Here is a 12,449-nt window from a genome sequence, read left to right on the forward strand (position 1 = left end):
GCGGCCATGGCACGCTGGTGGCGTTGCGACCACCGATTCCCGTGGAAGGGGAGTGCCATGACCAATCGAGACGTTAGACTGAGCAGAGGCGAGTTGAAAGCGTTGCTGTTGTCGGATGAGGACGGCTTCCGCAGAGTTTTGCAGGCTGTCGTGCAGGAGGCTTTGGAAGCCGAGATGACGGAGGCGATCGGGGCCGAGAAAGGCGAGCGGACGACGGAGCGGGTTGGTTACCGGTCCGGCTATCATGAGCGTAAGCTTGTGACGCGGGTTGGGGTGCTGGAACTTCGGGTTCCGCAAGATCGGGCCGGCCGGTTCTCGACGGAGTTGTTTGAGCGTTATCAGCGCTCGGAGAAGGCATTGGTGTCGGCGCTGGTCGAGATGTACGTGCAAGGCGTGTCGACCCGCAAGGTCAAGGCGATCACCGAGGAGCTGTGCGGCCATTCCTTCTCGGCCTCGACGGTAAGCCAGGCGACGGCGCGGCTGGATGAAGCCCTGAAGGCGTTCTTTGAGCAGCGGCTTGCCAAACCTTACCCGTACCTCATTCTGGACGCGCGCTATGAGCGGGCGCGCGAAGCCGGCGTGATCGCCAGCCAGGCGGTGCTGGTGGCGATCGGGGTCGACTGGGAGGGCCGGCGCCAGGTGCTCGGTGTCGAACTGGCCAACCGGGAAAGCCATTCGAGCTGGCGCGCGTTCGTGGCAGGGCTCAAGCAGCGCGGGCTCGCCGGCGTCGAGTTTGTCGTCTCCGACGACCATCCGGGGCTCAGGGCAGCGATCCGGGAAGTCCTGCCCGAGGCAGTCTGGCAGCGCTGTTACGTGCACTTCCTCAGAAACGCGCTCGATTATGTGCCGCGCAAGGTCGATGACGACTGCCTGATGGAGCTCAGATGGTTCTATGACCGGCGCGACCTAGCCGAGGTCAAGCGCGACCTGGCGCAGTGGATCGCCAAATGGCAGGCCAAATACCCGAAGCTGGTGGATTGGGTGGAGAACAACATCGAGGAGACGCTGAGCTTCTATCGGCTGCCGCTGCCGCATCACAAGCACATGAAGTCGACGAACATGCTGGAGCGGCTGAACCAGGAGATCAAGCGGCGCACCCTGGTCGTCCGCATCTTCCCCAACCCGCAGAGCTGTCTGCGGCTGGTTCGGGCATTGGCGGTGGAGATCCACGAGAACTGGCTCGAGGCGACCCGCTACCTCAACATGGATCATCGGCGCGAGCACAAGAAGGAGAACCTGAGGGCACTGGCCGCCTGAGACGCGGCCGCCATGTCCGCCGCTCCGCTAAACACGGGGGCTGCGCGGCGGACACGCCAACGTCACCGCTGAATGCCACGCCTTTTTTGCTGATGGGGTGGATGCCAGCCTTCTCCGACGGCATCGCAATGTGCCAAGTTTGTGGTGTTAGCGCCACGCAAAGGAGAGGCAGGCATCCATGGAAAAGGTTACCATCATTGGGGTCGATCTGGCAAAGAACGTCTTTCAGCTGCACGGGGCGGCAGCTGATGGATCGGTTGTGTTCCGCAAGAAGCTGTCGCGCCTGCAGTTTTGCAAGTTCATGGCGAGTCAACCGGCATGTGTCGTGGCGATGGAAGCGTGCGGCAGCTCCCACTACTGGGCCCGTCAGATGGCTCGGCTTGGCCATGAGCCAAGACTGATTGCCCCGGCCTATGTCAAACCGTTCGTCAAGCGGCAGAAGAACGACGTCGCAGATGCGGAGGCGATCGTCGAAGCAGCGCAACGACCGACAATGCGCTTTGTCGAACCGAAGACCAAGGAGCAGCAGTCCCGGGCCATCGTGTTTCGCACCAGAGAGCAGTTCGTGAATCAGAGAACCGAATTGGTGAATGCGCTGCGCGCGCACCTCTATGAGTTCGGTTATGTTGCTCCGCAAGGCATCGGCCACCTGCCACGTCTGGCAGAGATCGTCGAGGACGAGAGCGCAGACCTGCCGGATCTAGTCCGTGACATCTGCAGCGCTCTCCTTGACCAGATCGACCAGTTGAGCAGCCGGCTCGCGGCATTGAAGAAGACGATCGACACGCTGTCCAAGCAAGCTGCAACATCTCGGCGCTTGCAAACCATGCCCGGTGTCGGCCCTATCGCTGCCCTTGCCATTGAAACCTTTGCGCCACCGATGGAAGCCTTTAAGTGCGGTCGCGATTTCGCCGCCTGGCTCGGGCTGGTCCCTCGGCAGAAGTCGAGCGGCGGCAAGCAACGACTAGGGAAGGTATCGAAGATGGGCCAGCGCGATATTCGGCGGTTGCTCATCATCGGCGCCATGGCCGTGGTTCGATGGGCATCTCGGAGGCGCGCACCCGACGGTTCCTGGCTTGCCCGCTTGATGTTGAAGAAACCGCGCATGCTGGTGGCAATCGCGCTGGCCAACAAGATGGCGCGTGGCATCTGGGCCATGCTGACGAAACAGGAGGACTACCGAGATCCGGCGACGGTGCTTGCGTGATTTGCAACAACGCACCTGAGACCGGGACGTCGGGGATGTGAGGAAGGCATGAACTGCATGGGCAAATGATCGATCAGATCGGGGTCAGGAAAACCAGAGTCAAGTTGAGAGCCCACGCAAGCTCGCTTTGCTGATTTGGACCTGATCCGCGCATCACCATACCGGCCCGCGGCATATGGAACGGCCGCAAATTAAGGCCTGACACATGACCGCACTCGATCACATGTCCATACTTCAGGTTCTTCCTTGCAAAACGGCTGGCATCCACACAAGAACTTGACGCACACAACTCAAGCGCTTTACTTCACCCTGTCGAATAGAGAAGCACCCTCGGACGCTCAGCGTAGGGCGAGCCGCCTCATCAGCAGAGGCGGACATACCGTAGTATATAGTGATTTTCCGGTACACTGTGGCGGGTGTCAATGCCGCTCGAATTTTCCCCAAAAGTGCCGAAGTAAAATTCCCCAGTTTCGCCGCTCAGGCTGTCGCGGAGGGGTGTCCATTTTTCGGTGGCCGGCCGCGCGGCCGCGATGGTGGATTTAATGTTGGCGGCGTGATGGAGGCTTTTGATCGCAAGTGTTCGGGCATGAGCTCGGCGTGCTGGCGGAGCCGATAACTCGATCCTTCGATCTGGACGACGACCGCATGGTGAAGCAGGCGATCGAGAAGTGCGGTTGCGACGACAGGGTCGCCGAAGACCTCGCCCCATTCGGCGAAGCCGCGATTTGAGGTGAGAATCATTGCGCCCTTCTCGTAGCGGGCGTTGACGAGTTGGAAGAACAGATTGCCGCCACCGTGGACGACGCGCAGGTAGCCGATCTCATCGACAACGAGCAGAGCAGGCCGGCAGAAGAAGCGGATGCGTTCCTGCAGGCGGCCTTCGCGTTCGGCCCTTGCCAGCGCGGCGATGAGTTCGGCGAGCGTGCAGAAATAGACGCTCTTTCCAGCCTTCACAGCCTCGACGGCAAGCGCAATGGCCAGATGGCTCTTGCCTGTGCCGGGCGGGCCGAGGAAGTGGACGACCTCGCAGCGGGCGACGAAGCCGAGTTGGGCCAGCGTGAAGATTCGATCGCGGTCGAGCGAGGGCTGGAAAGAGAAGTCGAAGCCGGCGAGCGTCTTGATCGTGGCCAGGCGCCCCATGCGCAATGCCGTCTTGATCCGGCTGTTCTCGCGCAGGGTCAACTCTTCCGAGAGGAGGATGTCCATGGCTTCGAGGGCGGCGATCTCGCCTTTCTCGAGCCGGCGCACGACATGATCGAGCGCTTCGAGCGCCCGCGGCATCTTCAGGCCGACGAGGTCGTGGCGGATCCGGTCGATGGTGGATGGCGTGGTGTCGAGCGCGTTCGTCATGGACGTTGCTCCTTCGCCATCACCCGGGCGACGGCGTCGTAGAAGGCCAACGGGCGCTGAGCGACCCTGTCGCCCGAGTCATGAAGAATGACCTCGTCGTTCCTAAGTCTTTGTCGGCGCTTGTGGACGTGGATGTTGCGATGACCCGGCTCGACATGACGCTGGTGCCGGCCTTCGAGAATAGGATGGGTGGCAATCAGTGCGCCGTCCTCGAAGATGCGCAACTCTTCGGCCAGCGTGTGTACCTCGACGACACGGCGCCTGGTGGCGTCGGGCACGCTGTAGAAATTGCCGCCGACGCTGACCATGCCCTCCCGGCTGATACGTCGCTCGAGCTTTAGGACCGATCGGAACGGAGCCAAAGGCAACGGCCGCAGCGCTGCCCGCTCCTCGGCGAAAGCTTCGTTGACGACACGCCTTGTGGTGGCGTGAACCCTCGGGTTTGCGACCGTGTCCAGCCAGTGACGCAACTGGGCGTTCAGGTCTTCGAGATTGCGAAAGGACCGGGCCAGGAAGAAGTCCTCGCGAATGTAGCGGAACGGCCGCTCGACCTTGCCTTTCGTTTTGGCGCGGTAAGGCCGACACGTCTTGGGATGGAAACCATAGTGGCGGGCAAGATCGACGAGGGCACGGTTGTAGACGATGCCGCCGGTATCGCCTTCGCCGATCACAGCCGTCTTCATACGGTCGTAAAGCACTTCGCGAGGAGCGCCGCCCAGCGCCTCGAAAGCCCCGGCATGGCAGCGCAAGACAGTCGGCAGATCCTGGTGGACGACGAAGCGTGCCCAGATAAGGCGACTGAAGCCAAGCACCATGGAGAATAGCCAGACGATTCTCGGCGTGGTCGGCTCATCGGCAAAGACGACAATGAACTGGGCGAAGTCGACCTGTGCCTGCTCGCCGGGCGGGGTCTCGAAGCGAACCTCGTATCCACGCTCCGCCGCGGCAGGACGGACGTCGCGCAGGAAGTCGGTAACGGCCGTGTAGCCGCCGCCATAGCCGAGGTCCTTCAGTTCGCGGAAAAGCCGGCTGCCGGTGAGCCCGGGATATCGCGTGACGCGTTCGCGAAGATAGGCTGTGAAGGGATCGATCACCGCCTGACGCGGCTTGCGCGGTCCGTAGGCCGGAGCCTCGAGCCCGCGCGCAATGTATTTGCGCACCGTCTTGCGGTCGATCCCGCTCTCCCTGGCGATCGCCGACACCGACAGGCCCTGCCGATGCAAATCCAGTATCATCATCATCTCCCCGATCTTGATCACCGAAATCCCTCTCCCGACCATCAGGAGAAGCATCAACGATCACGCGCCGCCGGTCTCCCGGAGCGCGCTCCGGAAGACCGGCGACAGCGCTAAACTGGGGAAGATTCAAACGGCACTTCTGGAGAGTATTGAGCCGGCATCGACAGCGGGGACCGCAGCCCCCTTCTGCGGCCCCAAGAGCTCCCCGTTATCAGAGGAGTCCTGTGAATGGTTTGCGTGTTAGGCCACCGACGAAGAATTCAACCATGGAGGTATAATCAAACACTGGGAGGTCAGTCGCCTCTTGAACCGCAGCCGCGTATGGTCCCAGCCCGCCACATTCAAGCAAGAGCATGCCGATATCCGGCCGATCCTTCTGCAGAGTCAGGATCGCATTGACCACATCAGCCTGGACTGCCTCCACGTCTAGGTCACCATACGGCTCCAGGAAGAAGCCGGCAAACACGGGAGCGTCATCGAGTCCAAAGACAATCACCCTGTCACTAATTTCCGGTCGCACCCCAGCCGCTTTCAACATATCTTGGCTCAGTGCAGCCTTACTTGCCACGACTACGCCAAGTGCCTTGCCCTGGGGAAGCACTTGTTCAAGGAACGGAGTAAGGACAAGGCTAGACAAGAACACCGGCACATCAACCGCAGCGCGCACCGCTTCCTGGTACCGGATGAAATAGCCGCATCCAGCAGTAATGACTCGCGCACCCTCTCGTACGAGTTCTTTCGCCGCCGCAATCACAGCGGATGTTTTTTCCTCGCCATCCGCCCCGAAAATGGCGGTATTGTTGAGCCCCGGTACGGTTTTATAGCGCACGGGAACGCTCCACGTGGAGGCATTGCCGGCGTCTCCGGGGATGTACGGACGGAGGCCGGGTCCCGGCATCCGATCAAGCATCAAAATGCCCACGGGCGCTCCGTGGAACGCCAATCGAGGCCTCACCCAAGAGGGCCAGCGTTTTCCTTGGGCACGAGGAAAATCAGTCATCTGTTGTCACTCCTATGGCAGCCATAATGATGGGCGGTCGTCGTAGCGATGGTTCTCACGCGGCCTTGGCCGACTTCCTTCAATATTGGCAGCGCTATGCCCGGACTTCTGCGCTTCTCGCTTCTTCTGAGCTGCAGCCATTTATTGCGACGCAGAGTTCGCTGGAGCTACATACAAGATTGGCGACGAGCGCCCGTGCGAAACAAGTGCTAGAGTCACAACATTAGCGCAGCGTGTGCATGCCGGCGCATCGTATTGGTGCTGCGCCGGGCATCGCGATCCCAAAAAGTCAGCAATTTGCCAGCAGGTCGCGTGACATATTGCTCAGCGACTTCGCGCCATCATCGGTCACGCGAACGGTTTCACTGAAGATGTAGCCATCCGTCTTTTCAAAGATACCAATGAGAAGGTGGAAGGTCATGTTGGTCTGGAGCACGGTCTCATCGCCCTCTTGGAAGCTCGGGCCGCCGTCCACCCAATCGATACCTATTGAATATCCAATTCTGGATTCTTTTCGTACGCCTCGAGGTCCAAATTCGCGCCGAAAAGCTCGCTCCACATCACTGCTGGTCACTCCAGCCCGCATAGCTCCGAAGGCAGCAAGGAAACCGTCAAGGCACGCTTGGTGCACGTGTCGCGATCTCACATTCGGTTCTCCCAAAAATACCGTTCTCGACAGGGCGCAGCAATATCGGTGACGGACGGCGCCGAGCTCAAAATTCGTCTGGCAGCCCATCTTGTACTGTCCGTCAGTCCACGTGAGGTGTGGAGCGGCTCCGGGAGAGCCTACTGGCATTGTAACCAAAGGACTACGGGAAGTCCCTCCCGGAAATTCCGGAGTGCCCGCGTATAATGCATGCGTTATATCAGCAGCTACGTCGCATTCTCTGGCCCCAACAGAGATTGCAAGCCTACCGACCTGCATCGCTCTATCGACGATCTTTCCTGCCTGCTCCATGTAGGTGAGCTCAGCAGGTGATTTTATCGCCTTTAGCGCTGCAATCATCCCATCGGCATCGATGAACTCCGATGTGCCTAAACTTTTGCTCAAGGCGGCATGGCCCTTCACTCCAAGTATTTTACCCGATAGTTCGACCCCAATGCGGCCAGATGGGCTGCGCTCGCGAACAAGTTCAGCGATCGGCTGCCATGGCGTGAGCTGGCTCGCAGCTATGTATTTCTCCGGATAGCCGAGGACGTGTGATTGCGGCAGGTACGAGCTGGCGTCTGCACACAGAGTGTCCATCTCACGCAATATGAGCCACGGGTCCTCCTCGTCCTGGCAAACAAGAGCGAGCTGTGGGACGTAATCGGAAAAGCCTTCGTAGCCCGTGAGATAGTTCATATTACCTTCATTCAGGACAAGCAGTGCGTCGATGCCACGCTCAGCCATTTGCTGACGCAGCCGGGTCGTGCGTGCGCGATATTCCTCTTGACTAAATGCAGGCACTAGCTGTTCTCCTATGATAAAGACGATTGCACGAGGCGAAGCAATTCGGCTTTGCTTTCCTCGAAGCGTAACATTCGGGCTAACGCGGAAAAGTCTTAATATCCCTCAAGATATCTTGCTATGCCACCATTATGGTCGCATGCGTGCATCTTGCCTGGGATCTGCGAACATCAGCGGTCATCCAAAGGTCGGACGGCAGGACGCCTATGTGCGCCGATCCTAATGGAGGAGCCCGATCGTCTGCCAAACCTGCAAATCCGGAGGGTTCAACGTTGCGCATGTAGTGTTCCCGCTTGTTTTGACGTGCCCCGCTTGGCACTTCTACCGATTTGCGGATGCCTTGTTGAGCATCATAAGGCAGGATGTATTCGTCAAATACAGATTTGTGTACCCGCATCATCTAGAAGCGAGATGGCGGCTGCCACTGGACCGCCGGAGCTGGAGTTTCCGGCAGACTCTGCGCCACTCCTCTATCTTTCGGCCGTGCCGGCAAGCGTCAGAAAACCAATAGGTATTCAGATAACCCGCCCTGAAGCCGCTGTTTAAGGCTTCGATGTAGGACTTGTCGGCGGGCTTGCATGGCCGGCTGAAGTCGAGCTTCATGGCTCTCGCTTGAGCCGTCGTTTAGGTCGCGGGAGACGGAGTCCGAGCCTTGGCGGCGCGGCAATCAAAGTGAGAGCTCGTTCTCACCTTGATTGGTGATATTATTTGTACGCGATAACCACGAGGTGCTCGCTACTAGTTGTAAACGCTCCACCTTCCTGCCCATAAGCTTCCACAGTCTCGAACCCCGCGCCTCGCAACATGCGAACGTAATCGGAAAACCCGTATTGCCTGAAAGAAAGCTGCGTTCGTCGAACGCATCCATTGCGGACGATAATCCTTTCGAGGTTCCGACGATCACCTATCACATCGTTGCTCATTATATCGATTCTTAGATCGTCGTTACGCTGCACAACATAAATGGGCGACTTGTGGCGCAGGAAAGCGAAGCGATTAGCGGAATCGATTAGAAGACGCCCGCCCTTTCGAAGTGAAGAAGCGGCTTCACGAAGAACTCTCTCATTGTCCGCGTCGTCGAAATAACCAAACGTCGTGTACCACAGAAAAACCGCGTCAAATCGATCTCGCCAGGGAAGTGACCGCATATCGCCCAGAACATACTCAACATTTACTCCGCGTTCAGCCGCATCCGCTTCGGCTTTTTTTAGCAAGATCGGCGAGATATCAAGTCCGGCAATTCGCGCTCCTTTTTCAGCCAACCGGTTGGTAATCCGCCCATAACCGCATCCAAGTTCAAGAACTGAGGCGCCTTCTGCAAGGGAAAGAAGATTCCAAATTACTCCTGCCTGTCGATCGCTTGCCTCAGGCGGATTTACCGCATCGCCAAAATGATAGTAATCTTCGCTGAAGTATGACTCAAGCTCAGATAAGGACACCGCATTACTAATCTGATCACACATTTAGGTTCCCATCTACTATTGTGGCTAGTGACATTTCTTTCGCATAACTCTGATAGAATTGAAAGAAAACATTTTGTTAAATCTTTATTATCGTCGTTAAATATTTTGACAATCACTACCTTTAATGAGGAGCTCAAATCGGATAGACTTTAGTAATCCGCAACCTCTTCGGTTAGTGCTGCGATGCCGCGACCGAATGGCCTTTTTCCACGATGTGGATTAGTCGAGTGGCATCGACCTTTCGCGTCTGAGCCCGCCGTCTTTCCTGCGCGGTCATCGCGGTAGTCGATGGAATCGCGGAAGCGAAGCCCCGGCCGCTGCTCGCCCGCCGCATCAATTGCATTCCCACCTGCATCCAGAATTTCCACCCTGACTCCATCGGCGAGCAGGTAAGCTGTCACCACCGGCTCACGGAAACGGCCGGGCTTTTGTGATCCACTCGCTCTTGTTAGCAGTCAGCATTGCGCGCCCTTATCTCATTCTTCGGGCAAATCGTCCAACCAGCTGGCGCCCTCACGGTGCGGTCGGGAAAAGATCTTCCCGATCCTTTTCGGATCTTTGTTTTGGTGATATCGCATATACACGCGGCCATCGGCTCCAAGGTCAAGGATTTCGATCTTCCCTGTGTAATGGGACATAATGTATTTGAACGTCTTTTGGATGCCGCTGAGACGTTGGTTGATGCCGCGCGCAATCTCTAGTCCACGGCGCAGTGGAACCTGAAAATGCGATGCGCCTTTCACCGGCCTGGCCTGAAAGAGATAATAAGGGCGGACACCCATTTGGTGGCAATTGGCGAAGGTCGCAGCCAAGACGTCGGGATCATCGTTTACTTTCGCGAGAAGCACGGATTGGTTGAGGAATTGGACGCCCTGTGCCCGCAGGGAGCGAATGTTGCGCGCTGCATCAATCGAGATTTCACCGATGTGATCGAAATGTGTGACGATCACTGCGGCCTTACCCGCTTCATGGATTCGTTGGAACAAAGCCGATAGAGCTGGATCCTCGAACCGCTTGGGCTCGTAGGCGACTGCTTTTGTGCCGAATCGGATCGAATCTAAATGTGGGATAGGCAGCAGATGATCAAGAATTTTGTCGAGCTTGGCGGTGCTGAGCACGAACGGGTCGCCTCCCGAAAGCAGGACGTTCGTCATCTCAGGACGGCCGCTAATATATTGCGCAATCTGCGCGAAATCAGGTGCAATTTCATCGGAGTCCTTGCCTACGATGCGTTTGCGAAAGCAAAAGCGGCAATATGAAACACAACGGTCCGTTACCAGCAACAACCCGGTCTGGGCGTACTTGTGCTGAAGTCCGGGCACGACAGTGTTGTCATGCTCGCCGCTCGTATCCAGACTGCCGGGACTCTCGAACTCCTCGAACGACGGCTCCACAATATACTTAATCTGGTTGTAGTAACCACTATTGGTGATCTGCTCACGGTAGAATTTTGTGACATGATAACGCGTGATGCTGTTGGCTTGTAGCTCACCATCGGTAACGATGCGCCTTCCCTCGATGAAGTTCATGGCCGCAGTTCCAACTCCCGGATCCGGGTTGGTGGACGATGATCGAGGCGGGCAAGGGTCGTGGTCGCCAGCACGTTTGGATCGAGAGAGCTCAGGCACTGATCCTCGTAGCCGACCGCGATCACCTCCGGATCCCGCTCCTCCTGCGCCTCTAACAACTCTTGAATGCAGTGGTCCTGCGGATAGACCACTTCGGTCGGGTTGGACTCCACTCGAAAACGGTGATGCTCCTCCGCCAACACGAGCGGCGCCGACCAGACCCGCTGCCCGGAGTCAGCCGCCATCTGGCTCAGCGCCTGCTGCAAATACCCTACAAGCCGCTCGACCGTGCTCCGCTCGAATAGCGACGTTGCATAAATCAGCCTTCCGCAGATCGCCTCGCCGACCTCAGCAAGCTCAAGCGCAAGATCATGTTGCGCGACAGGGTCGACGCCGATGTATTCAAGTTTGAGCCCGGGCAGCTCCGCAGGCTCCACGCCATTGTTTTGCCACGCAAGTGTAACTTGGAGGGTCGGGGTGTGAGCTATGCGCGAGTTGACGAGTTCCATTGGCTGCTCAAACGGAAAGTCCTGGTTCGCCTGCGCCCCAAGCGCAGCGGCATTCACCCGCTCCAGCAATGTTGCCAGCATCGGATCGTCCGACAGATCGATCCGTAGCCCCAGCGTGTTGATGAAGAGGCCGATCAGCCCCGCGATCTCGGAGCGCGTGCGATTGCCGCTCGGCGCACCGATGACCAAGTCGTCCTGACCCGACAACCGTGCCAGCACGAGCGCCCAGCTCGCCAGCAAAGTCACGAACAACGTCGTCCTATGACGTCGGCTCAGCGCCTTGATCTGCGTGGTCAGTGGCTCGTGCAACACGAACTCGATGAAATTGCCGCTGTAGTGCTGCTGAGCCGCCCGCGGCCAGTCCGTCGGCCGCTTCAGCACCGTTCGCGCGCCCGCCAGAATCCGAAGCCAATATTCCGACTGACGCTCCAACATCTCGCGCGTCAGCCAACGGCGGTGCCAAAGGGCGTAGTCCGCATACTGCACCGGCAACGGCGCCAGCCGATCCGCGCGGCCCTCCCGGGCCGCGGCGTAAAGTTCGCTGAACGCGCGTGTTAGGATCTTCGGCGACCAGGCGTCCGAGACCATGTGGTGCGAGGTGATCAGCAGCTCATAATAGTCCACCGCCAGGCGCACCAGCCATCCGCGGATAAGCGGCCCGGCTTCCAAGTCGAACGCCGCCTGCGCTTCATGACACATCAGATCCGCGAGCGTCGCCTCCACATCTGCCGCCACCGTCAGATCGTCTTGTTTCGGAGGCAGGCCGACGTCCGCCAGCCCGATCCGCTGGTATGGCTCGCCGTCCTCCATCCCGAAGGTGGCGCGCAGCACCTCATGACGCGCCACCAACCCGTTCAAGGCCGACTGCCGGGCCGACTCGTCCAGCTCGCCCCGAAGCCGAAGCCACATCTGAATGTGACAGGCCTCGCGGCCGCCCGATAAGCGCGGAAGGAGCCATAGCCGCAGCTGGGGGAATGACAGCGGCACCCGCGACGGACGCGGCAGAGCTTCGATTGGCGCGACGGCACTCACGTCCATCGCATTGATTTGGATGGTTCGAGCTGGTTTCATGTGGACCCCCTGGGCCGGAGACTGCAAGACTACTATGGTCGTAACGCATCCTTCACCGGGTTCAATGCAATCGACGTGCCACCGAAAGGTGGGTGGGCAAGCGGCGCGAAACGGTGTATTTCGCGCGGCAACGGCAGAAGACTTGCGCCTCAGTATGTCAGGTTCCGAACGCAGATGTCTCCACCCGGACACTGCTGAACAGGGATCTCGAATGACGGCGGTCGCCTGCGGAGAGATGATGAATCTCGGGTCCGTTTGGCCGGGCTCCCCGCTCAGCCGATCGAGCGCTCGATCCGGAGAAGATAGCGATCACGGTACTATAGACGGGCGGAGCGA

The 12,449-nt window shown here is 58.7% G+C and carries 10 protein-coding genes; 2 read left to right on the forward strand and 8 right to left on the reverse strand.

What is annotated here, in order from left to right; all coding sequences use genetic code 11:
* Positions 1-57 precede the first annotated feature (57 nt).
* Both A9K68_RS28840 and A9K68_RS28845 read left to right on the forward strand, forming a co-directional pair.
* Positions 58-1,257 (forward strand): IS256 family transposase, encoded by a 1,200-nt coding sequence (locus A9K68_RS28840; protein ID WP_163603088.1) that lies wholly within the window; start codon positions 58-60, stop codon positions 1,255-1,257.
* Positions 1,258-1,435: 178 nt separating this feature from the next.
* Positions 1,436-2,464 (forward strand): IS110 family transposase, encoded by a 1,029-nt coding sequence (locus tag A9K68_RS28845; protein WP_065007842.1) that lies wholly within the window; start codon positions 1,436-1,438, stop codon positions 2,462-2,464.
* Between the two features lie 477 nt (positions 2,465-2,941).
* Here the strand turns inward: A9K68_RS28845 and istB are convergent, their stop codons facing one another.
* From istB to A9K68_RS28885, 8 genes are all read right to left on the reverse strand, one after another.
* Positions 2,942-3,814: an IS21-like element helper ATPase IstB gene (gene istB, locus A9K68_RS28850; protein ID WP_065008564.1), complete on the reverse strand. Its 873-nt coding sequence runs from the start codon at positions 3,812-3,814 to the stop codon at positions 2,942-2,944.
* Positions 3,811-5,073: an IS21 family transposase gene (gene istA, locus A9K68_RS28855; protein WP_065008565.1), complete on the reverse strand. Its 1,263-nt coding sequence runs from the start codon at positions 5,071-5,073 to the stop codon at positions 3,811-3,813. Before istA ends, istB begins: the two co-directional genes overlap by 4 nt.
* Positions 5,074-5,263: 190 nt before the next feature.
* The gene (locus A9K68_RS28860) at positions 5,264-6,052 is read right to left on the reverse strand and encodes a hypothetical protein (RefSeq protein ID WP_163603089.1); all 789 of its coding nucleotides are present in this window, start codon (positions 6,050-6,052) and stop codon (positions 5,264-5,266) included.
* Positions 6,053-6,341: 289 nt separating this feature from the next.
* Positions 6,342-7,502 carry a Xaa-Pro peptidase family protein gene (locus A9K68_RS28865; protein ID WP_156768384.1) on the reverse strand — a complete coding sequence of 387 codons (1,161 nt, stop codon included), beginning with the start codon at positions 7,500-7,502 and terminating at the stop codon, positions 6,342-6,344.
* Positions 7,503-8,206: 704 nt separating this feature from the next.
* Positions 8,207-8,965, reverse strand: coding sequence for a class I SAM-dependent methyltransferase (locus A9K68_RS28870; protein WP_065009139.1), 759 nt, complete (start codon positions 8,963-8,965; stop codon positions 8,207-8,209).
* A gap of 149 nt (positions 8,966-9,114) precedes the next feature.
* Positions 9,115-9,366 (reverse strand): hypothetical protein, encoded by a 252-nt coding sequence (locus A9K68_RS28875; protein ID WP_141246653.1) that lies wholly within the window; start codon positions 9,364-9,366, stop codon positions 9,115-9,117.
* A gap of 75 nt (positions 9,367-9,441) precedes the next feature.
* A complete protein-coding gene (locus A9K68_RS28880; RefSeq protein WP_095780377.1) occupies positions 9,442-10,494 on the reverse strand; it encodes a lysine 2,3-aminomutase in 1,053 nt (350 codons plus the stop codon).
* Positions 10,491-12,113 (reverse strand): condensation domain-containing protein, encoded by a 1,623-nt coding sequence (locus A9K68_RS28885; protein WP_065009136.1) that lies wholly within the window; start codon positions 12,111-12,113, stop codon positions 10,491-10,493. The genes A9K68_RS28880 and A9K68_RS28885 overlap by 4 nt, the downstream gene beginning before the upstream one ends.
* Positions 12,114-12,449: the final 336 nt, after the last annotated feature.

The sequence above is a fragment of the Mesorhizobium sp. AA22 genome (assembly GCF_001672375.2).
GTDB classification, from domain to species: Bacteria; Pseudomonadota; Alphaproteobacteria; order Rhizobiales; family Rhizobiaceae; genus Mesorhizobium; species Mesorhizobium wenxiniae.

Coding starts and splice junctions, on each gene's coding strand:
- A9K68_RS28840 (WP_163603088.1), top strand. CDS start 58: ATGACCAATCGAGACGTTAGACTGAGCAGAGGCGAGTTGAAAGCGTTG.
- A9K68_RS28845 (WP_065007842.1), top strand. CDS start 1,436: ATGGAAAAGGTTACCATCATTGGGGTCGATCTGGCAAAGAACGTCTTT.
- istB (WP_065008564.1), bottom strand. CDS start 3,814: ATGACGAACGCGCTCGACACCACGCCATCCACCATCGACCGGATCCGC.
- A9K68_RS28860 (WP_163603089.1), bottom strand. CDS start 6,052: ATGACTGATTTTCCTCGTGCCCAAGGAAAACGCTGGCCCTCTTGGGTG.
- A9K68_RS28870 (WP_065009139.1), bottom strand. CDS start 8,965: ATGTGTGATCAGATTAGTAATGCGGTGTCCTTATCTGAGCTTGAGTCA.
- A9K68_RS28880 (WP_095780377.1), bottom strand. CDS start 10,494: ATGAACTTCATCGAGGGAAGGCGCATCGTTACCGATGGTGAGCTACAA.
- A9K68_RS28885 (WP_065009136.1), bottom strand. CDS start 12,113: ATGAAACCAGCTCGAACCATCCAAATCAATGCGATGGACGTGAGTGCC.